The following is a 26,015-nucleotide window of genomic DNA, read 5'->3' on the forward strand; positions in this document are numbered from 1 at the left end:
CCGCAAGCTCGGTGCGGGCCCCTGGAGGGTGGCCGTTCCATCACCTCACCAGCGTCAGCGGTCCTCGAACGCGAGCCGGGCCTCGGGGGTCGCCAGCAGGTACAGCTCGGTCGCCACCAGCGCCAGCAGTGGGACGCCGACCCACGCGCCACCCCACTCGAACGCCGAGTAGAAGCCGAACAGGCCCAGCAGCAGCTGCAGGAAGACGACCGGCCCGCGCGACCACGGCGACACCCGCCACAGCCCCACGGCGGCCGCGCCCAACGCGACCGCGAAGATGCCGACGTAGACCACCTCGGCGAGGGCCCGTCCGACGCTGTCAGCCGTCGAGGTGAACGTGAGGACGAGCAGCCACAGCGCGACGGCGGCCAGCCCCGCGGCCTCCACGCCGGCGACCAGCGCCGCCCGGCGCACCGCCGTCGGGGCCGCCGGTCGCTCCCGCTCCGGGCGCGGCGCCGCCGGTTCGGCCGCGCCGCCGAGCAGCCGTTCCATCCGCCGGCGGTCCCGCGACGGCCGGGCTCCGGACTGCTCGGTCACGACCGGCAGGGTACGCGCCGGGGCACCCGCGGGACGGCGTCCCGCTGGACCCGTCGAGTCCGTTCCCGCGCGCCCGTGCCACGCCAGCGCCGGGGTGGGCTGCGCCGCTGGCTAGCCTGACTGCCATGCGCGCGCTCGTGGTGGCCAACCCCGCGGCGACGACGACCAACCGCGGCGTGCGCGACCGGGTGCTCACCACCCTCGCCGGTGAGCTGCAGGTGGAGCTCGCCGAGACCACCCACCGCGGCCACGGCAGCGAGCTGGCTCGCAAGGCCTGCGTGGACGGCGTCGACGTCGTCCTCGCGCTCGGCGGTGACGGCACGGTCAACGAGGTGGTCAACGGCCTGCTGCACGACGGCCCGGGCGAGCACGTCCCGCCGCTCGCCGTGGTGCCCGGCGGGTCGACCAACGTGTTCTCCCGCGCGCTGGGCCGGGCGCGCGACCCGCTGACCGCGACCCGCGAGGTCCTCGACTCGCTGCGCGCCGGGCGCACCCGGAGCATCTCGCTCGGCACGGCCAGCGTCCGCGGCGCCACCACGGCGCCGGCCCGGCTGCCCGACCCGGCGCTGGCGCAGTCCGCCGCCGACGCCGGGGCCGCCGCCCACCCCGGGTGGAGCGAGCCGCGCTGGTTCGCCTTCTCCGCCGGGCTGGGCTTCGACGCCGACGTCATCGGCCGGGTGGAGGCCCACCGCGCCCGCGGGCTCCGCTCGACCGGGCTGCTCTACGTGCTCGAGGCGACCAGCACGTTCGTGTTCGGCCGCGAGCGCCGCGACCCGGCGATGTCGGCCCACCTGCCCGGGGGTCCGCCCCTCGACGGGCTGTTCCTGTGCCTGGTCTCGAACGTCTCCCCGTGGACCTACCTGGGCGCCCACGCGGTCAACCCGACCCCGGACGCCACCTTCGACAGCGGCCTGGACGTCTTCGCGCTCGGCCCCACGGGGATCGTCCGGATGCTGCACCACGTGCGCGAGGTGTTCGCCTCGGGGCCCGACGTCCGCGGCGGGGGTGTGCACCGCTGGCACGACCTGGACGAACTGACCCTCACCGCACGCCGTCCGCAGGGATGGCAGCTCGACGGCGACCACCTCGGGACGGCGACCGGACTGCGGGTGCGCAGCGTGCCCTCGGCGCTGACCGTCGTCGTCTAGCAACGGGAACCACACGGTTCCGCTACCGGGTCGCTGACCTGGGCTTTCCCCACGGACACAGCCGCCTGTCAACGCACCGCGCAGGAGGTTCCGCTGGTCGAGTGGCGGGCCCTACCATGCCCGTGGTGAGCTTGCTCACGAGGGGTCGACCGATGCCCTCGTTCTGCTTGACAGGCGTCCTCGCCGTGAAAACATCGCGGTAGGAAAGCAACCTGTCGGTAACAAATGCACGAAGTCGCTGTGCCATGGCGCTGGCCACCCCGGTGCCGGCCTGCGGATCGGTCCGAGGCCGGCGACGACTGCACCACACCGTAGACGACATCGAGGAGAACACCGCCATGGACTGGCGCCACCGCGCGCTCTGCCGCGACGAGGACCCGGAGCTGTTCTTCCCCATCGGGACGAGCGGCCCCTCTCTCGTGCAGATCGAGCAGGCCAAGGGTGTGTGCCGCCGCTGCCCCGTCACCGAGTCGTGCCTCGACTGGGCACTGCGCTCGGGTCAGGACTCCGGCGTCTGGGGTGGGCTCTCGGAGGACGAGCGGCGCGCGCTCAAGCGGCGTCAGGCCCGCACCCGCGTCCGCACCGCCTGAGCACACCGCACCACGGCACCCGGGCCCCGCGCCCGGCACCACCACACTGCACGGCCGCAGGGGCCGGTCCGGGATCTCCGGACCGGCCCCTGTGTCGTCCGTGTCGCTGTCGGCCCCCGCGGTCGGTCCACCGCGACCAGGTGCCGTCCCCCAGCGATCGGTCCGCCCGCCTAACGACGGAGACGGCCCGCGCCGGGGAGGGTGAGCACCACCTCGGTGCCGGTGCGGCCGTCGGCGGGGCGGGAGGGCGGGCTGGTCATGGCGAGGCTGCCACCGAGCTCGCTGGCGACCAGCGTGCGCACGATCTGCAGGCCCAGTCCCTCGCTGGCGGAAGGGTCGAACCCCTCGGGCAGCCCCTGCCCGTCGTCCACCACGCGCACGACGAGGTCGTCACCGTCCCGCTCGGCCACCAGCTCGATGCTGCCCGGGCTGCCGTCGGGGAACGCGTGCTCCGCGGCGTTGTGCAGCAGCTCGGTGACCACCAGCACCAGCGGTGTCGCGGCGACCGCCGGCAGCTCGCCGAACTGGCCGACCCGGCGCGTCCGCGCGGCCGGGCCGACGGAGGTCAGGTCGCCCAGCATCGGCAGCACCCGGTCGAGGACGTCGTCGACGTCCACCACGTCCTCCCGGCTGCCGGCCAGGGTCTCGTGCACCACCGCGATCGACGACACCCGGCGTACCGACTCCTCCAGCGCCTCCCGGGCGGCCGGCTCGGTCATGCGGCGGGCCTGCAGCCGCAGCAGCGCGGCCACCGTCTGCAGGTTGTTCTTCACCCGGTGGTGGATCTCGCGGATGGTGGCGTCCTTGGTCAGCAGCGCGCGGTCCCGCCGGCGGACGTCGGTCACGTCGCGCACGAGGACCAGCGCGCCCTCCTCGGCACCGGGCGCCTGCAGCGGCAGCGCCCGCACCAGCAGGGTCGCCCCCACGCTGTCGACGTCCATCGGGTCGGGGAACCGCCCGGCCACCGCAGCCCGGATGCCGGCCGAGACCGCCTCGCCGGCCACCCGGTCGACCGCGGCGTCCCGGGTGAGCCGGGCCAGGTCGGCGCCGACGACGTCTCCCGTGACGCCCAGCCGGCGGTAGGCCGACAGCGCGTTGGGACTGGCGTAGACGGCCCGACCGTCGGCGTCCAGCCGCACCAGCCCGTCGCCCACGCGTGGGCTCAGCTCGGCGTCCAGCGGCTTCTCCGGCGGGAACGTGCCCGCCGAGACCATCAGGCAGAGGTCGGCGGCGATGTCGAGGTAGGTCAGCTCCAGGGTGGACGGCGACCGGGTCACCGCCAGGTTGGTGTCCCGCGCCAGGACGGCGACGACCACGCCGTCGTGGCGCACCGGCACGACCTCCCGGCGGCGCGGGGTGCTGCCCGACCAGTCCGGCTCCCCCTCGGTCACCGGGCGGCCCTCGCGGTGCGCCACCAGGAACGGCTCCGCGGCCGGACCCTCCAGCTCCGAGCCCACGAGGTCCTCGGGCTGGCTGGTGGGGGCGGTGAGCGGCCGCACCTGGGCGACGCACCACCACGCCCCGGTGGGCAGCGGCACCCACAGCGTCAGGTCGGCGAACGACAGGTCGGCCAGCAGTTGCCAGTCGGCGACCAGCCGGCGGGCGTGGTCGACCTGGGCCGGGGCGGACGCCGAGCCGCGGGTGAGGCGTTCGGAGAGGCTGTTCATGGTGAGACCGAGCGTATGACCGGCCCTGCCCGGGGCGTCTCCAGCCTGTGGGGACCCTCTCTAGGCTCGTCGCCGTGTCCCCGTCCTCCGACGCACCGGCCCTGACCGTCGACCGCGCCCGTCCCGACGACTTCCCGCGGATCGGGCAGCTGACCTCCGACGTGTACGTGGGTGGCGGGCTGGCCTCCCCCGAGTACGGCGTGCAGCTGCGCGACGTCGCGGGGCGGGCCGACCGGGCCCAACTGCTCGTCGTGCGGGACGACGAGGGCCGCGTGGTCGGCAGCGTGGCGCTGGTGCTCTCGGGTGACTTCGGCGAGGTCACCCGGTCCGGCGACGAGGCGGCGTTCCGGATGCTCGTCGTCGACCCGGCCGTGCAGGGCCGCGGGATCGGCGAGCTGCTGGTGCGGACCTGCCTGGAGCGGGCCCGCGCGGCCGGCAAGCGACGGGTGGTGCTCTCGACGGACCGGCGGATGACGGCGGCGCAGCGCCTCTACCAGCGGCTGGGCTTCACCCGGCTGCCGGAGCGCGACTGGCGGCCCGCGCCGGGCATCGACCTCCTCGTGTACGCCCTCGACCTCTGAGCTTCAGCCGTCGACGGTGGCGATGAGGTCGCCCTCCTGGAGCACCTCGCCCTCGACGACGTGCAGCTCGCGGACGGTGCCGGCCCGCTCGGTGAGGACGGGGATCTCCATCTTCATCGACTCGAGGATCACCAGGGTGTCGCCGGCCGCCACCTCGCTGCCGGGCTGCACGAGCACCTTCCAGACGCTCGACACCATCTCGGCGTGCACTTCCTCGACCGCCACCGCACCTCCCTGGGCTCGCCGTCGGTCCATCCTGGCACGCGTCAGACCTCCGCCGCGGGGCTCCCGGAGGCCAGCCGCTCGAGCACCGCGCACACCTCGGGACCGTCGTGCGGCACGCCGACCTCCGGCACCGCGTCGAGGACGTCGCTGACGGCCCGCGCGGCGGTCGCGGTGTCCCGGGCGCCGGCGCTCACGGTCGCCAGCAGCGCGTCGTACCAGCGGTCCAGCCGATCGCCGGGGTCGTAGCCGCTCACCGCGACGACCTCGACCCCGCGTCCTCCGGCGGTGTGCCGGCCCGAGCGGGGCAGCCGCCCGGTGACCCGCCCGCCCCGACCCGGCGGCAACGTCGAGCGCAGCTGGACGGTGACCGCCCGCCGCGGCGGCGCGCCCGTCCCCGAGTCGGCGGCCGAGCCGCCCGCCGCGCTGCGCAGCGCCAGCTCGACGGCGTCCACGCCGTGCGCCCGCTCCAGCACCGTCGTGTCGAGGGAGAACCCGGCCGCCACCTCGGCCAGCTCGCCGTCCGGGGCGATGCCGACGGTGACCAGGCCGCGCCAGCCGATCTCGGGCAGCCGCTTGGCCGCCGGAGGCAGCTCGAAGGGCTCGTCGGGGGTCCAGGAGACGCGGGCGATGCCGGCGGCACGGTCGCGCGACACCGGGGTCGTGCAGCGCAGACCGCCGTCGGTGACCAGGGCGAGGAACCCGCGCTCGCTGGCCGGCTCGACGCCGTCCCCGCCGAGCCGCTCCAGCACCGCGGCGGAGGGGCCCACCCAGGTGAGGCCGGCAGCCACCACCGCACCGGCCAGCCGGGCGTTGCCGGCCAGTGCCGGGGGCACCGGGAGGACCGCCCGTGCGCCGCTGCGGCGAGCTGCCTCGACGATCCGGTCCACGGCGAGGTAGGACTCCGCGGCGGGGGCCGGGCCGAGCAGGATCGCGTCGTCGGCCAGCCGCACGTGCCGGGCGTTGCGGTCGGCCTCCGAGTGGACGGCGACGGTCTTCACGTCCAGGCGTGAGCAGGCCGCCATCACCGCGCACGCGGCCGGCCCACGGCCTGCCACGAGCACGCTCTCGATCCCGACGTGTGCCACGTCCCGAACCGCCTTCCACCGACCTCGACGCGTCCCAGCCTCCCAGCCTCACCCCGCGCCCCGCCGGACCGCCACAGGGGGCCGGCGCCGCGCGGGCTCGTGAGAGGCTGGGGGTCCAGCCTGACGGGTCCACCCGGGATCGCAGCGCCAGACGTGCCCCGGGTCACCCAGAGGTGTCCAGGGGCCCGGCACCGGGCCCGCAGCAGCGACGAGGGAAGGAGGGCAGCGATGTCCAAGCGTGGACGCAAGCGGCGCTCCCGCAAGGGGAACAAGGCCAACCACGGCAAGCGCCCCAACGCCTGAAGGAGGACCACCCTTCCCCACCACGCCTCGCAGGCTCGGGCGGAGGGACCTGGAGGGTGGCCGCCGGAGCGCGGCGGGGAGACGAACGCCAGAGGCCCAGAACCCGACGGGGTTCTGGGCCTCTGGCGTTCGAGGGTCCCTCAGGCGGTGGTGGGGCGCTCCTGCGTGCGCTCCACGCTGACCCGCTCGACACTGACCTGCGTGCCGTCCTCCTCGAAGGAGACGGACGTCAGCTGCAGCTTGATCCGGTCCCGCAGGCCGGGCGGCGGGGTGTCGCCCCCGCAGCGACGGCGGACCAGGGCCTTGAACTCCTGCTCGATGCCGAACTGCCGCAGGCAGGGCGAGCAGTCCTCGAGGTGCTCGGCGATGACCTCGCGCCGGGCGGGCTCGGTCTCGTGGTCGAGGAACTCGAACACGTGGGACAGGACGTCGTCACAGGAGTCGATCGAGATCGGCTCGCCGGCGTCCGGACGCTGGTCGCTGGTCACGAACGGCTCGCCTCCTCCCCGGCACCGGCCCGGACGAAGCCGCGCTCCCGGGCGTAGTCGGCCAGCAGCTTCTGCAGCCCCCGGCGGCCGCGGTGCAGGCGGGACATCACCGTGCCGATGGGCGTGCCCATGATCTCGGCGATCTCCTTGTACGCGAACCCCTCGACGTCGGCGAGGTAGACCGCCAGGCGGAAGTCCTCCGGCAGCTGCTGGAGGGCCTCCTTGATGTCGGAGTCCGGCAGGTGGTCCAGGGCCTCGATCTCCGCCGAGCGCAGGCCGCTGGAGCTGTGCTCCTCGGCGGCGTACAGCTGCCAGTCCTGCACCTGGTCGGTGGGGTACTGCTGCGGCTGCCGTTGCTTCTTGCGGTAGCTGTTGATGTAGGTGTTTGTCAGGATCCGGTACAGCCAGGCCTTGAGGTTCGTGCCCTCGGCGAACTGGTGGAAGGCCGAGTAGGCCTTCACGAACGTCTCCTGGACCAGGTCCTCGGCGTCGGCCGGGTTGCGGGTCATCCGCAGGGCCGCCGGGTAGAGCTGGTCGAGGTACGGCAGCGCGTCCCGCTCGAAACGGGCGTCGCGCTCGGCACGGGTCTCGTCGACCTCCGTGCGGCTGCCGCCCTCGCGCGCCTCGGGCACCTCGACCGGCGAGCTCTGCTCGACGGCGTCGGCGGTCGTGGTCTCGGGCGTGCGGTCCACGGACTCCTCAGGCACCGACCGTCCTCTCTGCGGCGCCCGGACGCGGGCCACCGCCTCCGACGATCCTAGCCGCGCGGCACCCGGCCGGCCCGGGGGCCGCCGGAGCGCGGGGCGCTGGCGTGCGCTGGTGGAGAGGGTGCTGCTCACGGCCTGTCCAACCGTGCGGGCGGGGGCACCCATTCCCCGGTGTGAGGTGGAACCAGATGGGCGGCGCCGCTGGCTACGCTCCCGCAGCGTGGCGGCGACCCCCGCGGTGCGGGCTCTCGAGCGGGCCCGGGTGGCCCACACCCTGTACACCTACGACCCGGAGCACGCCGAGGGACACGGGTACGGGGAGGCCGCGGTGGCCGCGCTCGGCCAGGATCCGCGGCAGGTCTTCAAGACGCTGGTCGCCCGGGTGGACGGCGCCCTGACCGTCGCCGTCGTCCCGGTGGCCGGGAGCCTGGACCTCAAGGCGCTCGCGGCGGCGACCGGCGGGCGGAAGGCGACGATGGCCGACCCGGCCGACGCCGAGCGCACGACCGGCTACGTGCTCGGCGGCATCAGCCCGCTCGGGCAGCGCAAGGCCCTGCCGACGGTCGTCGACGAGTCCGCCCTGGGCTTCCCGACCGTCATGGTCAGCGCCGGACGGCGGGGCCTGCAGGTGGAGCTGGCACCGGCCGATCTGGTGCGGCTGACCCGCGCGCGCACCGCCGCGATCGGCCGCTGACGGCCCGGCTGCATCCCGCTCTCCCGGACGATCATGGACCCGCGGTGGCGACACGCCGTCGGTCGTGAGCGTGTCGCCACCGCAGGTCCATGATCACCGCTGGGGCGGGCACAGGGGGCGCAGGCTCGGGGCGGGAACCGGGACGGGGCCGGACTCAGGAACCGGCCGTGGCGTAGGGGGTGAGCAGCTGGTCGACCGGCGCGTGGTCGTCGGTGAGCACCTCGGCCTCCCCGACGAACTCCGCCAGCTCCGCGCCGGAGGCCACCCGCCAGTCCAGGTCCCGCCGGCCCAGCGCGGTGCCCACCGCGTCGAGCGGCAGCGGCTGCTGCGAGGCCAGGACGACGACGTTGCCGCCCTCCTCCCCCGCCAGGACGGCGTCCCGGGCGAGCAGCGCGACGTGCGGGAAGACCGCCTGCAGGGTGGCCAGCTCGGCGCGCACGAAGCCCAGCGGCGGGTGGTCGATGAGGTTGGCGACGTAGACGCCGTCGTCGGTGAGCGCTCGGTCGACCAGGCCCAGTGCCTCCACGGTGGTCAGCTGCCAGGGCACCGACAGCCCGCCGAACGCGTCGCCGACGACGAGGTCGCGCTCCCCCGGCGCCTCCTGCTCGAGCCCGACGCGGGCGTCGGCGACCTCGACGCGCAGTCCGTCGGTCTCGGTCAGCCCGAGCTGCTCGCGGTCCATCTCGACGACCCCGGGGTCGACCTCGATGACCAGGCTCTCGGTGCCCGGGCGGACGGCGGCGAGGTAGCGGGGCACGGTCGCCCCGCCGCCGCCGAGGTGCAGCGCCGACAGCGGCTCGCCCGCCGGCGCCATCGCGTCGGTGACCGCGGCGATCGCCCGGACGTAGGCGAACTCCAGGTACGTGGGGTCGGCCAGGTCGACGTAGGAGTGCCGCAGCGTGTCGAGGACCAGCACCCGGCCGCTGTCCCGCTCGGGATCGGCGGCCACCCGCGCGCAGTGGTAGGCGGTCTCGGCCTGGCAGGGGCTGGGCGCGACCGCGGCGAGCAGCGCGCCGACCACGGCCAGCAGGAGCAGCGCCGCCGGCACCCGCCCGGCCGCACCACCGGTCCGCCGCCGCAGCAGCACCCCGACCGCGATCCCCGCCAGGACGGCGACCAGGCCGGTGCCGACGAGGATGCCGCTGGTCGGGAACACCGCGACCAGCAGGAAGCCGGTGAGGAACGTGGCGGCGATCCCGCCGAGGGTGCCGATGCCCGAGAGCCGGCCCACCACCGAGCCGGTCTCGGCGAGGCTGGCCAGCTGCAGCTTGACCACCATCGGCGGCACCGCCGACAGCAGCGCCGCGGGGACGACGACGGCGACGGCGGCCAGCAGCAGCACGCTCCCGGCGTCGGCACCGGTCAACACCGACCCGGCGAAGCGCACCAGCGGCAGGACGGCGACCACGAGCGCGCCACCGGCGACCAGCAGCGGCGCGATGAGCCGGCGCGGGTCGGTGCGGTCGGCCAGGGCACCGCCCATCCAGGCCCCGACCGCGATCGCGGCCAGCGCGAAGCCGATGACCGCGGTGTTGGTCTGCAGGGTGATGCCGACGTAGGGCGCGATCAGCCGCAGCCCGGCGATCTCGAGCACCAGCACGGCGCCGGAGGCCAGGAAGGTGACGACGGCGGCCACCCAGTCCGGCAGCGCGGCCGAGCGGGCCCGGTCCGCGCTCTCGGCCAGGGCCTCCCCGGTGCCCGCCACCTCAGAAGAGCGCGGGCTGGTCGGCCGGCGCGGCGACCGTCTCGGCGCGGGCGGTCAGCTCGACGCCGTTGTTCTTCACGCTGTTGACCGCGGGGCTCACCGGCCGCACCTCCAGGCCCTCCACCAGCTCCGGCGGGGTCGGCGCGGCCAGCTCGGCGACGTCCTCGCGCGCCGGGTCCAGCCAGTCGGCCCAGCGCTCGCGGGGCAGCACGAGGGGCATCCGGTCGTGGATCTCGGTGAGCGCGCCGACGGCGGGCTGGGTGATGACCGTGCAGGTGTAGAGCCGGTCGTCGCCCTCGCCCCAGACCTCCCAGAGGCCGGCGAAGGCGAGCACCGAGCCGTCGCGCGGGGTCGTGTAGTACGGCTGCTTGCCGGGGCCGTCGAGCTTCTTGGCCCACTCGTACCAGCCGTCGGCCGGCACCAGGCAGCGGCGGGAGCGGGCGGCGCGGCGGAAGGCCGGCTTCTCGGTGAGCGACTCGACGCGGGCGTTGAGCATCCGGTTGCCGACGGACGGGTCCTTGGCCCAGGAGGGCACCAGGCCCCAGCGGACGGCGCGCAGCTCGCGGTGCGCGGCACCGGTGGGCGCCCCCTCCGCGTCGCGCTCGCGCTTGGTGCGCACGACGTAGACGTCCTTGGTGGGGGCGACGTTGTAGTCGGCCGGGAGCGGGGGCTGCCCCTCGGCCGGGACCGCGTCGAACTCCAGGACGAGGTCCTCGGGACGGCGACTGGCGGCGTAGCGGCCACACACGGCGGCACTCCTCCCTGCGGGCGGACGGCGGGCGGCGGCTCGGTCCGGCGGACCGTGATCGCGAGCGTAGATCGCCGTGCCGACATCCGCCGCCCCCTGCGCGTGCCCCGGGAGGCGAGGGGTAGGACGGGACCGGACACACCCGAGCAGCGCGACGGAGGCACAGAGCAGTGACCACCACCGAGACCGTCCCGGTCGGCAAGACCGCGAGCACCACCGGCGACCGGCCGTACGCGACGGTCAACCCGGCCACGGGCCGGACCGAGAAGGAGTTCCCCTTCCTCGACAGCGAGGAGGTCCCGGGCGTCGTCGAGAAGGCGCACGCGGCCTTCCAGGACTGGCGCCGCCGGCCGGTTGAGGAGCGTGCCGCGGTCGTCGGCCGGATCGGCGAGCTGGTGACCGAGCGCCGCGACGAGCTGGCCGCGCTCATCACCCGCGAGATGGGCAAGCCGGTCCGCGAGGCCGCCGGTGAGGCCATGCTGGTCGCCGGCATCTTCGACTACTACGCGCAGAACGGCCCCCGCTTCCTGGAGCCGCGGCCCATCGACGTCATGGACGGCGAGGCGGTCGTGGTCAACGAGCCGACCGGCGTCCTGCTGGCCATCGAGCCGTGGAACTTCCCGCTGTACCAGGTGGCCCGCGTCGCGGCGCCCAACCTGGTGCTGGGCAACGCGATCCTGCTCAAGCACGCGGAGAACAACCCGCAGACCGCGCTCGCGCTGGAGCAGCTGTTCCACGACGCCGGCGTCCCCGAGGGGGTCTACACCAACCTCTTCCTGCGCATCTCCGACGTCGAGCAGGTCATCGCCCACCCGCACGTGGCCGGTGTGACGCTGACCGGAAGCGACCGGGCGGGCAGCGCCGTGGCCTCCCTGGCCGGCAAGTACCTGAAGAAGTCGGTGCTGGAGCTCGGCGGCAGCGACCCGTTCATCGTCCTCGACGCCCCCGAGGTGGAGAAGACGGTGAAGGCCGCGGCGATGTCCCGGACCATGAACGCCGGGCAGGCCTGCATCGCCGCCAAGCGCTTCATCGTCATGGACGACGTCTACGACGAGTTCGTCAGCGGGCTCGCCGAGGTCTTCTCGGGCCTGCAGCCGGGTGACCCCAGCGACCCGTCCACGCGGCTGGGCCCGCTGTCCTCCGAGCGCGCCGCGGCCGACCTCACCGCCCAGGTGCAGGACGCGATCGACAAGGGCGCCACGGTGCTGGCCGGCGGCGGCCGCCCGGACCGCGAGGGGGCCTACGTCCACGCCACCCTGCTGGCCGACGTCACCCCGGAGATGCGCGCCTACCGCGAGGAGCTGTTCGGCCCGGTCGGCGTCGTCCACCGGGTCTCCAGCGAGGAGGAGGCGGTGCGGCTGGCCAACGACACCCCGTACGGGCTGTCGGCCACCGTCTTCAGCGGCGACGTGGAGCGTGCCCGACGGGTGGCCGACCAGGTCGACTCCGGCATGGTGTGGATCAACTCGCCGTCCGGGACGTCACCGGAGCTGCCCTTCGGCGGCGTGAAGAACTCCGGCTACGGCCGGGAGCTCTCCGAGCTGGGCATGTTCGAGTTCGCCAACCGCCGGCTGGTGCGCGTCGCGGGGGCCAAGAAGTCGAAGCCGGCGGACGCCGCGGCCGCGGGCTGAGCCCTGCCCTGTCGCGCCGGCCGGCCGGTCGGCGCGACAGGGCAGGATGGTCCCGTGAGCGAGGTCTGGACGACGCCGCACCGCGTCACCCCGGTCGATGCCGTCGTGGCGCTGCCCGGGTCGAAGTCGCTGACGGCCCGGGCGCTGGTGCTGGCCGCGCTCGCCGACGGCCCGGGCCGGCTGGTCCGGCCGCTGCGGGCTCGGGACACCGACCTGATGGCGGCGGCGCTGCGGGCCCTGGGTGTGCGGATCGAGGAGGACGGCGGGGACTGGGTCGTCACCCCCGGTCCGCTGCGCGGCCCGGCCGAGGTCGACGCCGGCCTGGCCGGCACCGTCCTGCGGTTCCTGCCGCCGGTCGCCGCCCTGGCCGACGGCCCGGTGCGGGTGGACGGCGACCCGCGGCTGCACGAGCGGCCCAACGCCGGGCTGATCGCGGCGCTGCGGGACCTCGGCGTGCAGCTGGACGACGGCGGCCGCGGACGGGCGCCGTTCACCGTGCACGGCACCGGGCGGGTGCGCGGCGGCGCGGTGACCGTGGACGCGAGCGAGTCCTCGCAGATCGTCTCCGGGCTGCTGCTGGCCGCGGCCCGCTTCGACGAGGGCCTCGACCTCGCCCTCGCCGGCGGGGTGCCGTCGATGCCGCACGTGGAGATGACCGTGGGGTCGCTGCGCGAGCGCGGTGTCGACGTCGTCCGCACCGAGCGGGGCTGGCGGGTGACCCCCGGCCCCGTCGCCGCGCGGGACGAGGTGCTCGAGCCCGACCTGTCCAACGCGGCCCCCTTCCTCGCGGCGGCGCTGGTGACCGGCGGGCGGGTGACGGTGCGCGACTGGCCCGCGGAGACCACCCAGCCCGGCGGCCGGCTGGACGTGCTGCTCGGTGCCATGGGCGCCGGCGTCGAGCGCACCGACGAGGGCCTCCGGGTCACCGGCACCGGGACCATCCGCCCGCTGGTCGCCGACCTCGGCGAGGTGGGCGAGCTGACGCCGGTGCTGGCCGCCCTCTGCGCCCTGGCCGACGGGACCTCCCGGCTGACCGGCGTGGGTCACCTGCGCGGCCACGAGACCGACCGGCTGCAGGCGCTCGACGAGGTGCTCACCGCGGTCGGCGCCCGCGTCGAGCAGCTGCCCGACGGCCTGGTGATCGAGCCGGGGCCGCACCGGGCGGCGTGCCTGGACAGCTACGCCGACCACCGGATGGTGCACGCCGCGGCCGTCCTCGGGCTGGCCGTCGAGGGCGTCGAGGTGCGCGACCCGGGTGCGGTGAGCAAGACGCTGCCGGACTTCGTGGCGCGGTGGGACGGGATGCTGGAGACGCCCGCGGGAGCCCTGCCCTGAGTCCCCGCAGGCACGACTCCCGGTCCGACGAGGACGACGTCCGGGTCCGGCCCAGCCGGCGCGGCTCCCGCCCGCGCACCCGCACCCGGCCGATGCACTCCGACGCCGTGCCGGGCCTGGTGGTCGCCGTCGACCGCGGCCGGATGACGGTGCGGATCGAGGGCCCCGACGGCGTCCCGCTCGAGGTGACCGCGATGCGCGCCCGCGAGCTGGGCCGGCACGGGGTCGTCGTCGGCGACCGGGTGCGGCTGGTCGGCGACACCAGCGGCCGGCCGGACACCCTCGCCCGCATCGTCGTCATCGAGGACCGGACGACGTCCCTGCGCCGCACCGCCGACGACACCGACCCCACCGAGCGCGTGGTGGTGGCCAACGCCGACCAGCTCGTCATCGTCACCGCGGTCGCCAACCCCGACCCCGCGCTGGGCTTCCTCGACCGCTGCGTGGTGGCCGCCTACGCCGGTGGCCTCGAGCCGCTGCTCTGCCTGACCAAGACCGACCTGGCCAGCCCGCAGCCGCTGCTCGACCGCTATGCGGGCCTGGAGGTCGACGCCGTCCCGATGTCGCGGGAGGCGCCGCTGGACCCGCTGCTGGAGCGGCTGCACGGACGGATGAGCGTGCTGGTCGGCCAGTCCGGCGTCGGCAAGTCCACGCTGGTCAACCGGCTGGTGCCCGACGCCGACCGGGCCACCGGCGAGGTCACCAAGGTGGGCAAGGGCCGGCACACGTCGTCCTCGGCGGTGCTGCTGGACCTGCCCGGTGGCGGCACGGTCATCGACACCCCGGGCATCCGCTCGTTCGGCCTGGCGCACGTGACCGCCGAGGACGTCGTCGCCGCGTTCGACGACGTCGCCGAGGCCGCGGTGGACTGCCCGCCCGGCTGCGGGCACACCGCCGAGGACCCCGACTGCGCGCTGGACGCCTGGGCCGGCGCCGGCCCGCCCGCCCGCCGCGAACGGCTGGAGAGCCTGCGCCGCCTGCTCGACGCCGTCGGCCAGCTCGGCCCCGGCTACTGAGCCGGCCGATCCGTACAAGACGGCCGCCCCGATCGGGACCAGGCTCGAGGCGTGCCCCCACCCTCAGCCCCCGAGCAGCCGCCGCGGCGGCAGCCCGGCCAGCCGGGTGACCTCGCGGGTCAGGTGCGCCTGGTCGGCGTAGCCGACGCTGACGGCCACCTCGGCCAGGGGCTCACCGCGCCGGGCCCGGTCGAGGGCGAGCTGGAAGCGGCGGATGCGGGTCAGCGTCTTCGGGCCGTAGCCGAACGCCCGCGTGCTGACCCGGTGCAGGGTCCGCAGCGGCAGGCCGGTCCGCGCGGCCACCCGCCCGACCGGGGTGCCGACGGTCAGGGATCGGTCGAGCGCCGCGGCCAGCCGCAGCGCGGCGGGGTCGGGGTCGGCCCGTCGCCACAGGGCGGCGTAGGCCCGCTCGAGCAGCTCCCCTGGACGGGAGGCGCCGCGTCCCGGGTCGGCTGCGCGGGCACCGACCAGCTCGGCGAGGTCGGTGCGGACGTCGGTGAGCTCGCTGGCGGGCCGGCCGAGCAACTCGGCCGCCGCACCCGGTGGCAGCCGCAGTCCAGCGATCTCCTCGCCGGGCGCGGTGTCGACGACGACCGCGCGGGTGTCCGGCCCGGCGACCACCAGGCGCTCACGCCACCACAGCAGGTCGACCGCGCCGTCGGGCAGCACCCGGTGCCCGGGGCCGGCCGTGACCCGCCACAGGACGGCACCCGTGCGCATCCCCCGCACCTCCCGGTAGCCGCTCACAGGCCGAGTCTGCCCCTGACCGACGAGGAGACCCCCGTGGAACAGCAGGTCCACTTCACCACCCTGGCCACCGCCGACCTCGACGCCGCCCGCCGCTTCTACGTCGACGGGCTGGGCTGGCGCCCGCTGCTCGACGTCCCCGGCGAGATCGTCTTCTTCCAGATCGCGCCCGGCACGGTGCTGGCCTTCTTCGAGGCCGGGAAGTTCGCGCAGGACCTCGGCCGCGGCCCGGCGCGGCCCGCCGTCTCCGGCGTGACGCTGGCGCACGACGTGGCCGACCGGGACGCGGTCACCGCGCTGGTCGACGTTATGGTCGCGGCCGGTGGCACGGTGCTCACCCCGCCGGAGGAGGGCGCCTTCGGCGGGGTGTTCCACGCGTTGGTGGCCGACCCGAACGGTGTCGTCTGGGAGGTCGCGCACAACCCGGGCTGGTCGGTCGGCGCCGACGGCACCGTCCACCTCGGTTAGCGCTGCCTCCGCGCCTGGCTCCGGCGCCGGCGCTCGAGCTCCAGCGGCGGCCCGTCGCGACCGTCGGCCAGCTCGGCCGGGTCCAGCTCGGCGACCCAGCGGTGGTCCTGCCACATCGGGTCCTCCAGGTGCGCCCCGTCCGGCCGCACGGCGACCAGCCCGTCGGTGCGGAGCACCGGGTCGCCCACCGGCGGGGGCGGGTCCCAGGGGCCGCTGCCCAGGACCGCGGACACGGTCGGGGTCCCGCGGACGACGTCGAGCAGCCGCGCGGCGGCGTCCTCGACGCGCAGCAGGTCCGGCCGACGCAGCCACGCGTGCACCGGCTCCGACCAGGTCCGGTCGTGCCTCCGGCGCTCGGTGAGGCGCAGCGTCGTCCAGCGCCACGGCGAGGACCGGGCGAGGGCGCGGAAGTCGTCGGCGTCGGGCACCGGAGGAGTGCGGGACCCGGCAGCCTCCCCGGCCAGCGGGTCCGCCCCGAGCGGCGACCCGTCGTGGCCACGGGACCGCGGGACCACGGGAACCCGCCACTCGACCACCTCAGCCGTCGCGGCCGGCGTCCTCCACCTCGAGGTCCCGGCCGCCGACGCCGGTCAGCGACCGGTCCGGCTCCCGCGGGGACGGCGACCAGCGCGCCGGGGAGCACCGGCCCCGCGGTGCAGGCCGGATCCACCGCTTCCCCACCGCACGGGGGCCGGGTGCCCGGACCGGTCAGGAGCTGCCGATCTGCGGGTCCCCGCAGTCGGCCTCGGCGTCGCGGCGCGAGCCGCCCCCGGGAGGATCCTCAGACGTCGACCCAGCCGCCGCTGCGCCAGTAGAGGCCGGCGTCCCGGGTGAGCAGGCCCTCGTCGACCAGGTAGCGGCGCAGCGCGGCGGTGTCGGGGTGCCACACCGCCAACAGCGCGTTGACCTCGCGCTCGGGGTAGCGGACGCCGACGTCGAAGACGCGGACCAGGTGCTCGAGCACGACCCGGCGCTTGCTCTGCTGGGCCGGGATGGACACCAGCCGGCCGTCGCGGACGAACGCGGAGAGGACGGCGTCCTCGGCGGGGTCGTCGGACAGCGGCTCGGGCGGCGGGGCGGCCTCGGCGGCGGCGCGGGCCGCGGCGCCGAACTGCTCGGTCAGCAGCTCGAGCGCGTGCCGGTCACGGCGGACCAGGCCCGCCCGGCCCAGCCGGCGCGCGGCCAGGGCGACGTCCTTCAGCGGCAGCCCGGTGGCCTCGGCGACCTCCTCGAGCGTGCCGGCGCCCAGGGCGAGGGCGGCGACGACCTTGAGCCGGGCGGGGTCGGCCAGCAGCCCGGCGATCGTCGCGGCGCGCACTCCCCGACGGTATCCGCGCATCGCCCGCGGCGGACGGGGGTAGGCCGGGGCCATGGTGAGCCCCATCGACATCCAGAAGGCCCTCAAGGGCATGGACTACCCGGCCACGAAGGAGCAGATCCTCGAGCACGCCAAGGGCGGCGACAAGGACGTGCTCGAGGCGCTGCAGAAGATCGACGACCGGGAGTACGAGGGCCCCAGCGGGGTCAGTGCCGCGGTCTTCGACTGAGCGCCCGCTAGGTTCGGTGCCCATGACACCGGGCCGGGACTACACGGGGGACATGCACCTGGCGCACGTGCTGGCCGACCAGGCGGACTCGATCAGCCTGGACCGCTTCCGTGCGCTGGACCTCCAGGTCGACACCAAGCCGGACCTCACGCCGGTCACCGACGCCGACCGGGCCGTGGAGGAACAGCTGCGCATCACGCTTGCCCGCGCGCGCACCCGCGACGCGGTGCTCGGCGAGGAGATGGGCACGACCGGCCACGGCCCGCGGCGGTGGGTGCTCGACCCGATCGACGGGACGAAGAACTTCGTGCGGGGCGTGCCCGTGTGGGCCACGCTCATCGCGCTGTTCGACGGTGACGAGCCGGTCGTCGGCCTGGTCTCCGCGCCGGCGCTCAACCGCCGCTGGTGGGCGGCCAAGGGCGTGGGGACCTGGACCGGCCGGCGGCTGGAGTCGGCGACCCGCTGCACGGTGTCCGCCGTCGGCCGGCTGGACGACGCGAGCCTGTCCTACTCCAGCCTCTCCGGCTGGGAGGAGCGCGGGCTGCTCGGCGGCTTCCTCGACCTGACGCGGTCGGTGTGGCGCACCCGCGCCTACGGCGACTTCTGGAGCTACGTGCTGCTGGCCGAGGGCGCGGTGGACCTCGCCTGCGAGCCCGAGGTCTCGGTGTGGGACCTCGCCGCCCTCGACGTCATCGTGCGCGAGGCCGGCGGGACGTTCACCGACCTCTCCGGCGTCCCCGGCCCGACCGGCGGCAGCGCGCTGGCCACCAACGGCCGGCTGCACGACGCCGCGCTGGGCCTGCTGCGCCAGCCCGACCCGGCCGCCTGAGACGCACACCGGCCCGCCCCGAGCGCGGGGCCGGCCGGTGTGCGTCCCGTTCAGCGACCGGTGCCGCGACCGCCCTGGAAGCGGCGCCGGGCGTCGTCGATCTTCGCCCGGGTCTTCGGGTCCTTGGCCAGCTGCTGGGCCTTCTCGGTGGCCTGCGCGATGACCTGCCGGCCCTTCGGCGTGTTCGCGAACTGGGTCAGCTTGTTGAACAGCGACGCCATCGCCGGTCCTCCTCCGCTCGTCCGGGCGGCCGTTCCGCCCTCCTGCGCCGGTCAACGTGCCAGCCGCGGCCCCCGTTCCGCACGCCACCGGTCGAGCGCGGCCGCCGGCTCCGGTCCCGGCCGGGTGGCTGTGCTCCTGCGTGAGCTCGCGAGCTCGCTCAGGTCGGGCGGTGCGCGAACCCGCCGCTGCGGCCGTTGCGGTCGGCCAGCAGCCCGGCCAGCGTGCTGAGCGCGATCTCGGCCGGGGTCCGGGAGCCGATGTCCAGCCCGATCGGCCGGTGCACCCGCGCCACCTCCTCGGGCGGGACGCCGAGCGCGGCCAGCGCCGCCACGTGCGGGCCCTCGTGCCGCGGGTTGCCCATCACCCCGACCCAGCGCACCCGGCGGGCGAGGGCGTCGCGCAGCACCTCGCCGAGCTCGGGACGGTGGTGGTCGGTGACGACGACGTCGGCGCCCGAGAGGTCTCCGGGGACGTCGGCCAGATCCACCGCACCGGCGCCTCGGGAGGGGTCCGGGTCGAGCAGCACCGTGCGGAAGCCCAGCTCGGGCGCCCAGCGCAGCAGCACCTCGGCCACCGGCGACGCGAACACCGCGACGAGCACCCGCCCCGTGACCTCGGGCGCCGGTGCCCCGTGGGCCACCCCGCAGTTCGGGTCGGTCACGACGGCTCCCCGAGGAAGTCGACCAGCGCCGCCGCGAAGGCCGGCGTCCGGAGGGCGGTCGAGTGGTCGCCGGGGACGACGGCCACCCGGGCACCGGGGATGGCCGCGGCGAGCGCCTCGGGGCGGTCCGCCAGCGGATCGGCGTCGCCGGCGAGGACGAGCGTGGGCGCGGTGATGGCGGCCAGGTCCACCGCACGGGTGTGCACCGCGCGGGCGTGCGCGGCCAGGGCGTGCCGGTCGGCGGCGAGGGCGTCGGCCATCCGGCGGAAGTCGACGGTGGCGGGGTCGTGCACGTCGGCGACGTCGGCCGCCTCCAGCGCGGCGGCCAGCCGGGCCATCAGGGCGGCGTGGCGCTCGGCACCACCCGGCTCGACGAACGGGGCACCGGCACCGCCGACGACCAGCCGGCGCACCCTCCGGTCGGTGGCCGCGGTCAGCATCGCGACCGTCGCGCCCATCGAGTAGCCCGCCAGGTCGAAGGAGTCGTGGCCGAGCGCGTCGGCCACCCGCCGCAGGTCGTCGGCCATCCGGCGCTCCCCGTAGGCGGCGGGGTCGTGCGGCTTGTCCGACCTCCCGTGCCCGCGGGCGTCGACGCCGACGACCTCCCGACCGGCCGACAGGAGGACGCCGACGGTCCCGGTGCCGACCCAGTTGAGCCGGGTGTCCGCGACGAAGCCGTGCTGGAGGTACACCGGCGGCAGGTCACCGGGGGCGCCCCACCGGTGCAGGGCGACCTCGACGCCGTCGGCCCCGGGCACCCGCAGCCTCGTCGCCGGCACGGTCACGCCACGCGCTCCGGGCTGTCGCCGTAGCTGTAGGAGGAGTCGACGTACCGACCGCCCTGCGCGACCCCGGGCGGGGCGATCTCCCCCAGCCGCGTGAGGTCCTCGGCCGACAGCTCGACGGCGGCGGCCGCGACGTTCTCCTCCAGGTAGCGGCGCCGCTTGGTGCCCGGGATCGGCACCACGTCGTCCCCCTGGGCGAGGACCCAGGCCAGCGCGAGCTGGCCGGGCGTGCAGCCCTTCTCCTCGGCCATCGCCCGGACGGCGTCGACCAGCCGCAGGTTGGCCGCGAAGGCCTCGCCGGTGAAGCGCGGGTGGCCGCGGCGCCAGTCGTCCTCGCCGAAGTCCTCCGGGCTGCGGATCGCACCGGTCAGGAAGCCGCGGCCCAGCGGGCTGAACGGCACGACGCCGATGCCGTGCTCGCGGGCCACGCCGAGCACCGCGTCCCCACCCGCCCCACCGCCCCCGGCCACTTCGAGGTCGCGGGTCCACAGCGACCACTCGCTCTGCAGTGCGGCGATCGGGTGGACCGCGACGGCGCGGCGGATCGAGGTGGCCGAGGCCTCCGACAGCCCGAGGTGGCGGACCTTGCCCTGCTGCACGAGGTCGGCCATCGCCCCGACGGTGTCCTCGATCGGCACCTTCGGGTCGACCCGGTGCTGGTAGTAGAGGTCGATCACGTCGACCCGGAGCCGGCGCAGGCTGGCCTCGGCGCGGGCCCGCACGTTCTCCGGGCGGCCGTCGATGTCCATGCCCCCGCGGTCGTTGCGCGACAGCGAGAACTTGGTGGCCAGCTGCACCTCGTCGCGCCGTCCGGCGATCGCCTCGCCGACCAGCTCCTCGTTGTGCCCGTCGCCGTAGACGTCGGAGGTGTCGAGGAAGGTCACGCCGAGGTCGAGCGCACGGTGGATGGTCGCGATCGACTCGCCGCGGTCGGCCGCGCCGTACATCTGGCTCATGCCCATGCAGCCCAGGCCGAGGGCGGAGACGACCAGGCCGTCGCGGCCGAGCGTGCGGGTGCCGACAGGAGGTGGAGAGGTCACCCCGGCATCCTCGTCCCGCCTCGCCCGGGCCCGCCACCGGCCGGTTACGCGGAGGCGCTCCCCGCGGCCGGGGGGCGCAGGACCACCGGCAGCGTCTCGAGGGCGTGGACGATGACGCTGCGCCGGTGGTGGAGGTCCTCCGGCGGGACGGCCAGGCGCAGGTCGGGGAACCGGTCGAGCAGCGACCGCAGGGCCACCTCCCCCTCCAGGCGCGCCAGGGGGGCACCCAGGCAGAAGTGGATCCCGTGACCGAAGGCCAGGTGCCCGCCGGTGTCGCGCTCGGGGTCGAGCAGCTCGGGCCGGTCGAAGCGTCCCGGGTCGCGGTTGGCCGCGCCCACGGACAGCGTGACCACCGACCCGGCGGGGATGGTGGTGCCCGAGTACTCGACGTCCTCGGCGGCGAAGCGCAGGGGGGCGTTGTGCACGGGGCCGTCCCAGCGCAGGAACTCCTCGACCGCCGCGGGGATCCGCTGCGGGTCGGCGAGCAGGTGCTCGCGCAGCGTGGCGTCGGTGGTCACGCCCAGCACCGCGTTGCCGATGAGGTTGGCCGTGGTCTCGTGGCCGGCGATGAGCAGCAGCACGCCCATCGCGACGACCTCCTCGGTGCTGAGCTGGTCGCCGGCCTCGGAGACCTCGACCAGAGCCGAGATCAGGGCGCCGTCCGGGGCGCGCCGCTTGCTCTCGACGAGGGCGTACAGGTACTCGGCCAGACCCGCGGTGGCCTGCTGCTGGTCGACGTCGTCGTGGTCGTCGACCAGCGCGCGCGACCAGGTGCCGAAGGCGTCGCGGTCGGTGTCGGGCACCCCGAGCAGCTCGCAGATGACGGCCATGGGCAGCGGCACCGCGTAGGTGGCAAGCAGGTCGACCGGCTCGGTCGTGGGCACGGCGTCGAGCAGGGCGGCGGCCAGTGCCTCGATGCGGGGGCGCAGCTCGGCGGTGCGCCGCGCGGTGAAGGCCCGCGAGACCAGCCGGCGCAGTCGGGTGTGGTCCGGCGGGTCGAGCAGGATCATCATCGAACCGAAGGGCCCCGGCAGGCGCGGGGCATGGGCGCGGACCTCCGGCGGCAGGGTCGCGCGGTGGTCCTTGACCAGGCGGGGGTCGGTGAAGGCCGCGCGCACGTCGTCGTAGCGCGTGACCAGCCACGTGGTGCCACCCCGGGGCAGCGCCACCTCGCGCACCGGGGCCTGTGCGCGCAGCCGCTCGTAGGCGGGATAGGGGTCGCGCCAGAAGGAGCCCTCGAAGACCGAGGCGTCGACCGCGGTCACCTCGGCACGCCCCTGGAGCCTCGGGGCTGCTCCGGTGGTCCGGACAGGGGGACCGGGAACTGGGTCACCGCCTCAGCCTCGGTGCCGCGTGCTCCGGCGGCAAGGCGGACGGCGCGTCCCCGGCGCCGTCCGCCGTGGCGCTCACACCTGCGCCAGGCCGTCGATCCGGGCGACCTCGTCGTCGGTGAGCGAGAACCCGCCGATCGCCAGGTTGGCCCGGATCCGCTCCGGGGTGGCCGACTTGGGGATGACGACGACGCCGTGCTCCACGTGCCAGCGCAGCACCACCTGCGCCGGCGTGACGCCGTGCGCGTCGGCGACCTCGCGCAGCACCGGGTCGCCGAGGTCGGTGTTCTTGAACGGGCTGTAGCCCTCGAGGACGACGCCGCGCTCCCGGAGCCCGGCCTGGAGCGCGGGGTCGTACCGCGACGGTGCCCAGCTGACCTGGTCGACCTGCGGCGTCACGCCCGTCGCCTCGGTCAGCTCGTCGACCTGCTCCAGCGAGTAGTTGCTCACGCCGATGGCCCGCGCCCGGCCGGCCTCGCGCGCGGCGACGAAGCGCTCCCAGACGTCCGGCCGGGCGCCGCCGGGCGGCCAGTGGACGAGCCACAGGTCGACCGCGTCGACGCCGAGCGCGTCGAGGGACCCCTCCAGCACCTGGTCGGCCTGGTCGGCCCGTGGCGGCGGCAGCTTGGTCGTCACGAACACCTCGTCGCGGTCGACGCCGGAGTCGCGCAGCGCCCGCCCGACCTCGGCCTCGTTGCGGTAGATCGCCGCGGTGTCGAGGTGTCGGTAGCCGGCGTCCAGGGCGGTGCGGACGGCGTCGTAGCACTCGGAGCCGTTCATCAGCCAGGTGCCGAACCCGAGCAGCGGCATGCCGGGGGCACCGTCGAGCGGGACGGTGGGGAAGCTCTCGGTCATGCCGCATCGTCCCGGCTGACCGGGTCGGCCGACAACACCCGGGGACCCGGTCAGCCGAGGAACCCGTCGACGACCACCGCCAGCTCGGGGCTCGAGGAGACGTCGTGGTGGGTGCGCCCGGGCAGGACGGCCGGCCGGGACGCCGACCGCCCCGAGCCGTCCCACCCGGCGTCGCGCAGGCCGCCGCCGAGCAGCGCGAAGAACTCGGCGGCGTGCGGGGGCGGGACGCTGTCGGCGTCGCCGTGGACCGGCCGCACCGGCGCGGTGATCCCCCGGACCCCGCGGTGCCCACCTGGTCCATGCCGGCCAGGACCTCGGGAACCAGCCGCCGTGCACGACCACCAGCGGGGTGCCGCCCTGCCCCAGGCTCCGCCGGTACACCTGCACCCACCGGTGGCCGGTGCGTACCCCTCGTCGGCCCGCAGGTCCGTCGTCGTCATGCTGGTACGACGGCTCCCGGGCCCGGGAGTCGTCGCCGGTGGTGGGATGGGGCGCCGAGCGCCCGCCGGGGGTGCCGGCCGAGGAGGTCTGCGTGCAGTACGCCGAGAGCGTCATCGAACTGGTCGGGCACACCCCGCTGGTCCGGCTGACGTCCGTGACCCGCGACCTGGGGCCGGACGCGCCCCTGGTGCTGGCCAAGGTGGAGTACCTCAACCCCGGCGGCTCGGTGAAGGACCGCATCGCCGTGCGGATGATCGACGAGGCCGAGGCCAGCGGCGCGCTGCAGCCGGGCGGGACGATCGTCGAGCCGACCAGCGGCAACACCGGCATCGGGCTGGCGCTGGTCGCCCAGCAGCGCGGCTACCGCTGCGTCTTCGTCTGCCCCGACAAGGTGGGCAAGGAGAAGATCGACGTGCTCAAGGCCTACGGCGCCGAGGTGCACGTCTGCCCGACCGCCGTCGACCCGGCCGACCCGCGCTCCTACTACTCGGTCTCCGACCGGTTGGCCCGCGAGATCCCCGGCGGCTGGAAGCCCGACCAGTACGCCAACCCGGCCAACCCGCGGTCGCACTACGAGACCACCGGGCCGGAGATCTGGGAGCAGACCGACGGCCGGGTCACCTGCTTCGTCACCGGCGTCGGCACCGGCGGCACGATCAGCGGCACCGGCCGCTACCTCAAGGAGGTCTCCGGCGGAGGGGTGCGCGTCGTCGGCGTCGACCCCGAGGGCTCGGTCTACTCCGGGGGCACCGGGCGGCCGTACCTGGTCGAGGGCGTGGGCGAGGACTTCTGGCCCGAGGCCTACGACCGCACCATCGCCGACGAGATCGTCGCCGTCAGCGACGGCGACTCCTTCGCGATGACCCGGCGGCTGGCCCGCGAGGAGGGCCTGCTGGTCGGCGGCTCCTGCGGCATGGCGGTGGCCGGCGCGCTGCGCGCCGCCGAGCGCCTGACCAAGGACGACGTCCTGGTCGTGCTGCTGCCCGACGGCGGGCGCGGCTACCTCGGCAAGATCTACAACGACGACTGGATGGCCGACTACGGCTTCCTCGAGCAGGCCACCCGGGGCACCGTCGGTGAGCTGCTCGCCGGCAAGGGCGGGACGACGCCGGAGCTGGTGCACACCCACCCCAACGAGACGGTGCGCGACGCCATCGACATCCTCCGGGAGTACGGCGTCAGCCAGCTGCCGGTGGTGCGCGCCGAGCCGCCGGTGACCGCCGGCGAGGTCGTCGGGTCGGTCGAGGAGAAGACGCTGCTCGACGCGCTGTTCGCCGGGCGGGCCAACCTCGCCGACCGGGTGGAGCGGCACATGTCCCCGCCGCTGCCGATCATCGGCTCCGGGGAGCCGGTCAGCGCCGCGGTCGCGGCCCTCGGGACGGCCGACGCGCTGCTGGTGCACGAGGAGGGCAAGCCGGCCGGCGTGGTCACCCGGCAGGACGTGCTCGGGCACCTCGCGGGGCTGGCTCCTACGGTCGACGCATGAGCTACTCCGGCTTCAACACCCGGGCCATCCACGCCGGGCAGGACCCCGACCCGGCCACCGGCGACGTCGTCGTCCCGCTGCACCTGGCGACCACCTTCAAGCAGGACGGCGTCGGCGGGCTGCGCGGCGGCTACGAGTACGCGCGCAGCGCCAACCCCACCCGGACGGCGCTGCAGGAGGCGCTGGCCGCCCTCGAGCAGGGCCGCACCGGCCTGGCCTTCGCCTCCGGCCTGGCCGCCGAGGACACCCTGCTGCGCACGGTCTGCGAGCCGGGGAGTCACGTCGTGCTCGGCGGGGACGCCTACGGCGGGACCTTCCGGCTCATCTCGAGGGTCGCCTCGCGGTGGGGCGTCGAGCACACGCCGGCCGACCTGAACGACGTCGACGCGCTGCGGGCGGCCATCCGGCCCAGCACGCGGGTGGTCTGGTGCGAGACCCCGACCAACCCGCTGCTCAACATCGCCGACATCGCGCTGGTCGCCGAGGTGGCGCACGACGCCGGGGCGCTGCTCGTCGTCGACAACACCTTCGCCTCGCCCTACCTGCAGCAGCCGCTGACGCTGGGCGCCGACGTCGTCGTCCACTCGACGACGAAGTACCTGGGCGGGCACTCCGACGTCGTCGGCGGTGCGCTGGTCGTCGGGGACGACGACGAACTGGCCGAGCGGCTCGCCTTCCACCAGAACGCGATGGGCGCCGTCTCCGGCCCGCTGGCCGACTGGCTGGTGCTGCGCGGCATCAAGACCCTCGGCGTCCGCATGGACCGGCACCAGGCCAACGCCGCCCAGGTCGCGGAGTTCCTCCTCGGCCACCCGGCGGTCGCGTCCGTGCGGTACCCGGGTCTGCCCGACCACCCCGGCCACGACATCGCCGCCAAGCAGATGTCCGGGTTCGGCGGGATGCTCTCGTTCCGGCTCGCCGGTGGGGAGGACGCCGCCCTGCGGGTCTGCGAGCGGGCGCAGGTGTTCACCCTCGCGGAGTCCCTGGGCGGCGTGGAGTCGCTGATCGAGCACCCGGCGCGGATGACCCACGCCAGCGCGGCCGGGTCGCCGCTGGAGGTGCCGGCCGACCTGGTGCGGCTCTCGGTCGGCATCGAGGACGTCGAGGACCTCGTCGCCGACCTGGACCAGGCCCTCGCCTGAC

31 protein-coding genes are annotated in these 26,015 nt (G+C 75.6%); 13 read left to right on the forward strand and 18 right to left on the reverse strand.

Features of this window, described 5'->3' with window-relative positions:
- Positions 1-54: 54 nt before the first annotated feature.
- Positions 55-537, reverse strand: a complete 483-nt coding sequence (locus tag BLS21_RS01240) for a hypothetical protein (RefSeq protein ID WP_245699908.1) — start codon at positions 535-537, stop codon at positions 55-57.
- 125 nt (positions 538-662) lie between these two features.
- Here BLS21_RS01240 and BLS21_RS01245 point away from each other — a divergent pair, with 125 nt between their 5' ends.
- Together BLS21_RS01245 and BLS21_RS01250 are read left to right on the forward strand one after the other, a co-directional pair.
- Complete coding sequence (locus BLS21_RS01245; RefSeq protein WP_091212770.1) at positions 663-1,685, forward strand: diacylglycerol/lipid kinase family protein; 1,023 nt, start codon at positions 663-665, stop codon at positions 1,683-1,685.
- Positions 1,686-2,023: 338 nt separating this feature from the next.
- Positions 2,024-2,275: a WhiB family transcriptional regulator gene (locus BLS21_RS01250; RefSeq protein ID WP_091213712.1), complete on the forward strand. Its 252-nt coding sequence runs from the start codon at positions 2,024-2,026 to the stop codon at positions 2,273-2,275.
- 170 nt (positions 2,276-2,445) lie between these two features.
- Here BLS21_RS01250 and BLS21_RS01255 read toward each other — a convergent pair whose 3' ends face one another.
- Positions 2,446-3,942: a sensor histidine kinase gene (locus BLS21_RS01255; protein ID WP_091212772.1), complete on the reverse strand. Its 1,497-nt coding sequence runs from the start codon at positions 3,940-3,942 to the stop codon at positions 2,446-2,448.
- Positions 3,943-4,016: 74 nt separating this feature from the next.
- Here BLS21_RS01255 and BLS21_RS01260 point away from each other — a divergent pair, with 74 nt between their 5' ends.
- On the forward strand, positions 4,017-4,523 hold the full coding sequence (locus tag BLS21_RS01260) for a GNAT family N-acetyltransferase (protein ID WP_091212774.1): 507 nt from the start codon (positions 4,017-4,019) through the stop codon (positions 4,521-4,523).
- Between the two features lie 3 nt (positions 4,524-4,526).
- Here the strand turns inward: BLS21_RS01260 and BLS21_RS01265 are convergent, their stop codons facing one another.
- Both BLS21_RS01265 and BLS21_RS01270 read right to left on the reverse strand, forming a co-directional pair.
- Complete coding sequence (locus BLS21_RS01265; protein WP_091212776.1) at positions 4,527-4,748, reverse strand: biotin/lipoyl-binding carrier protein; 222 nt, start codon at positions 4,746-4,748, stop codon at positions 4,527-4,529.
- A gap of 41 nt (positions 4,749-4,789) precedes the next feature.
- A complete protein-coding gene (locus BLS21_RS01270; protein WP_091212778.1) occupies positions 4,790-5,833 on the reverse strand; it encodes a biotin carboxylase N-terminal domain-containing protein in 1,044 nt (347 codons plus the stop codon).
- Positions 5,834-6,061: 228 nt separating this feature from the next.
- On the opposite strand from BLS21_RS01270, the gene BLS21_RS26365 reads away from it, so the two are divergent.
- A complete protein-coding gene (locus tag BLS21_RS26365; protein ID WP_014377707.1) occupies positions 6,062-6,136 on the forward strand; it encodes a 50S ribosomal protein bL37 in 75 nt (24 codons plus the stop codon).
- Between the two features lie 140 nt (positions 6,137-6,276).
- Here the strand turns inward: BLS21_RS26365 and rsrA are convergent, their stop codons facing one another.
- Both rsrA and BLS21_RS01280 read right to left on the reverse strand, forming a co-directional pair.
- A complete protein-coding gene (gene rsrA, locus BLS21_RS01275) occupies positions 6,277-6,624 on the reverse strand; it encodes a mycothiol system anti-sigma-R factor (protein ID WP_091212780.1) in 348 nt (115 codons plus the stop codon).
- Complete coding sequence (locus BLS21_RS01280) at positions 6,621-7,316, reverse strand: sigma-70 family RNA polymerase sigma factor (RefSeq protein ID WP_091213715.1); 696 nt, start codon at positions 7,314-7,316, stop codon at positions 6,621-6,623. Before BLS21_RS01280 ends, rsrA begins: the two co-directional genes overlap by 4 nt.
- Before the next feature lie 235 nt (positions 7,317-7,551).
- Between BLS21_RS01280 and ybaK the strand changes: the two genes are divergently transcribed.
- A complete protein-coding gene (ybaK, locus tag BLS21_RS01285; RefSeq protein ID WP_091212782.1) occupies positions 7,552-8,025 on the forward strand; it encodes a Cys-tRNA(Pro) deacylase in 474 nt (157 codons plus the stop codon).
- A 154-nt stretch (positions 8,026-8,179) separates the two neighbouring features.
- On the opposite strand, the gene BLS21_RS01290 is transcribed toward ybaK, so the two are convergent.
- Both BLS21_RS01290 and BLS21_RS01295 read right to left on the reverse strand, forming a co-directional pair.
- Positions 8,180-9,730: a fused MFS/spermidine synthase gene (locus BLS21_RS01290; RefSeq protein ID WP_091212784.1), complete on the reverse strand. Its 1,551-nt coding sequence runs from the start codon at positions 9,728-9,730 to the stop codon at positions 8,180-8,182.
- Position 9,731: 1 nt separating this feature from the next.
- Positions 9,732-10,478, reverse strand: a complete 747-nt coding sequence (locus BLS21_RS01295) for an SOS response-associated peptidase (protein ID WP_091212786.1) — start codon at positions 10,476-10,478, stop codon at positions 9,732-9,734.
- A gap of 170 nt (positions 10,479-10,648) precedes the next feature.
- Here BLS21_RS01295 and BLS21_RS01300 point away from each other — a divergent pair, with 170 nt between their 5' ends.
- The 3 genes from BLS21_RS01300 to rsgA all read left to right on the forward strand — a co-directional run bounded on the left by BLS21_RS01300 (position 10,649) and on the right by rsgA (position 14,460).
- The gene (locus BLS21_RS01300; protein ID WP_091212787.1) at positions 10,649-12,109 is read left to right on the forward strand and encodes an NAD-dependent succinate-semialdehyde dehydrogenase; all 1,461 of its coding nucleotides are present in this window, start codon (positions 10,649-10,651) and stop codon (positions 12,107-12,109) included.
- A 54-nt stretch (positions 12,110-12,163) separates the two neighbouring features.
- Positions 12,164-13,444, forward strand: a complete 1,281-nt coding sequence (gene aroA / locus BLS21_RS01305; RefSeq protein WP_091212789.1) for a 3-phosphoshikimate 1-carboxyvinyltransferase — start codon at positions 12,164-12,166, stop codon at positions 13,442-13,444.
- A gap of 92 nt (positions 13,445-13,536) precedes the next feature.
- Positions 13,537-14,460: a ribosome small subunit-dependent GTPase A gene (gene rsgA / locus BLS21_RS01310; protein ID WP_245699909.1), complete on the forward strand. Its 924-nt coding sequence runs from the start codon at positions 13,537-13,539 to the stop codon at positions 14,458-14,460.
- Between the two features lie 63 nt (positions 14,461-14,523).
- Here the strand turns inward: rsgA and BLS21_RS01315 are convergent, their stop codons facing one another.
- Positions 14,524-15,207, reverse strand: coding sequence for a helix-turn-helix domain-containing protein (locus BLS21_RS01315; protein ID WP_217635931.1), 684 nt, complete (start codon positions 15,205-15,207; stop codon positions 14,524-14,526).
- 36 nt (positions 15,208-15,243) lie between these two features.
- On the opposite strand from BLS21_RS01315, the gene BLS21_RS01320 reads away from it, so the two are divergent.
- A complete protein-coding gene (locus BLS21_RS01320; protein WP_091212793.1) occupies positions 15,244-15,675 on the forward strand; it encodes a VOC family protein in 432 nt (143 codons plus the stop codon).
- Here BLS21_RS01320 and BLS21_RS01325 read toward each other — a convergent pair.
- Together BLS21_RS01325 and BLS21_RS01330 are read right to left on the reverse strand one after the other, a co-directional pair.
- On the reverse strand, positions 15,672-16,103 hold the full coding sequence (locus BLS21_RS01325; protein WP_139176983.1) for a hypothetical protein: 432 nt from the start codon (positions 16,101-16,103) through the stop codon (positions 15,672-15,674). The genes BLS21_RS01320 and BLS21_RS01325 overlap by 4 nt on opposite strands.
- A 353-nt stretch (positions 16,104-16,456) precedes the next feature.
- Positions 16,457-16,993, reverse strand: coding sequence for a DUF2087 domain-containing protein (locus BLS21_RS01330; protein WP_091212797.1), 537 nt, complete (start codon positions 16,991-16,993; stop codon positions 16,457-16,459).
- 52 nt (positions 16,994-17,045) lie between these two features.
- Between BLS21_RS01330 and BLS21_RS01335 the strand changes: the two genes are divergently transcribed.
- Positions 17,046-17,222 (forward strand): DUF2795 domain-containing protein, encoded by a 177-nt coding sequence (locus BLS21_RS01335; protein WP_091212799.1) that lies wholly within the window; start codon positions 17,046-17,048, stop codon positions 17,220-17,222.
- A gap of 22 nt (positions 17,223-17,244) precedes the next feature.
- Positions 17,245-18,051, forward strand: coding sequence for a histidinol-phosphatase (hisN, locus tag BLS21_RS01340; RefSeq protein ID WP_091212801.1), 807 nt, complete (start codon positions 17,245-17,247; stop codon positions 18,049-18,051).
- A 50-nt stretch (positions 18,052-18,101) separates the two neighbouring features.
- Here the strand turns inward: hisN and BLS21_RS24885 are convergent, their stop codons facing one another.
- The 7 genes from BLS21_RS24885 to BLS21_RS01370 all read right to left on the reverse strand — a co-directional run bounded on the left by BLS21_RS24885 (position 18,102) and on the right by BLS21_RS01370 (position 23,202).
- Positions 18,102-18,272 carry a hypothetical protein gene (locus tag BLS21_RS24885; RefSeq protein ID WP_175479354.1) on the reverse strand — a complete coding sequence of 57 codons (171 nt, stop codon included), beginning with the start codon at positions 18,270-18,272 and terminating at the stop codon, positions 18,102-18,104.
- 158 nt (positions 18,273-18,430) lie between these two features.
- Positions 18,431-18,934, reverse strand: a complete 504-nt coding sequence (locus BLS21_RS01345; RefSeq protein ID WP_091212803.1) for an XdhC family protein — start codon at positions 18,932-18,934, stop codon at positions 18,431-18,433.
- Entirely contained in the window at positions 18,931-19,719 is a 789-nt protein-coding gene (locus BLS21_RS01350; protein WP_091212805.1) for an alpha/beta fold hydrolase, read from the reverse strand. The genes BLS21_RS01345 and BLS21_RS01350 overlap by 4 nt, the downstream gene beginning before the upstream one ends.
- The gene (locus BLS21_RS01355; RefSeq protein WP_091212807.1) at positions 19,716-20,759 is read right to left on the reverse strand and encodes an aldo/keto reductase; all 1,044 of its coding nucleotides are present in this window, start codon (positions 20,757-20,759) and stop codon (positions 19,716-19,718) included. Before BLS21_RS01355 ends, BLS21_RS01350 begins: the two co-directional genes overlap by 4 nt.
- Positions 20,760-20,803: 44 nt before the next feature.
- Positions 20,804-22,024, reverse strand: coding sequence for a cytochrome P450 family protein (locus BLS21_RS01360; RefSeq protein WP_091212809.1), 1,221 nt, complete (start codon positions 22,022-22,024; stop codon positions 20,804-20,806).
- A 141-nt stretch (positions 22,025-22,165) separates the two neighbouring features.
- Complete coding sequence (locus BLS21_RS01365; protein WP_091212811.1) at positions 22,166-22,945, reverse strand: aldo/keto reductase; 780 nt, start codon at positions 22,943-22,945, stop codon at positions 22,166-22,168.
- 50 nt (positions 22,946-22,995) lie between these two features.
- Positions 22,996-23,202 carry a hypothetical protein gene (locus BLS21_RS01370; protein ID WP_217635932.1) on the reverse strand — a complete coding sequence of 69 codons (207 nt, stop codon included), beginning with the start codon at positions 23,200-23,202 and terminating at the stop codon, positions 22,996-22,998.
- Positions 23,203-23,477: 275 nt separating this feature from the next.
- Here BLS21_RS01370 and BLS21_RS01375 point away from each other — a divergent pair, with 275 nt between their 5' ends.
- Together BLS21_RS01375 and BLS21_RS01380 are read left to right on the forward strand one after the other, a co-directional pair.
- Positions 23,478-24,872: a cystathionine beta-synthase gene (locus tag BLS21_RS01375; RefSeq protein ID WP_091213719.1), complete on the forward strand. Its 1,395-nt coding sequence runs from the start codon at positions 23,478-23,480 to the stop codon at positions 24,870-24,872.
- On the forward strand, positions 24,869-26,014 hold the full coding sequence (locus BLS21_RS01380) for a cystathionine gamma-synthase (protein ID WP_091212813.1): 1,146 nt from the start codon (positions 24,869-24,871) through the stop codon (positions 26,012-26,014). The genes BLS21_RS01375 and BLS21_RS01380 overlap by 4 nt, the downstream gene beginning before the upstream one ends.
- The last annotated feature ends 1 nt before the right edge of the window (position 26,015 follow it).

Source organism: Geodermatophilus siccatus, from assembly GCF_900103785.1.
In the GTDB taxonomy this organism is placed as follows: domain Bacteria; phylum Actinomycetota; class Actinomycetes; order Mycobacteriales; family Geodermatophilaceae; genus Geodermatophilus; species Geodermatophilus siccatus.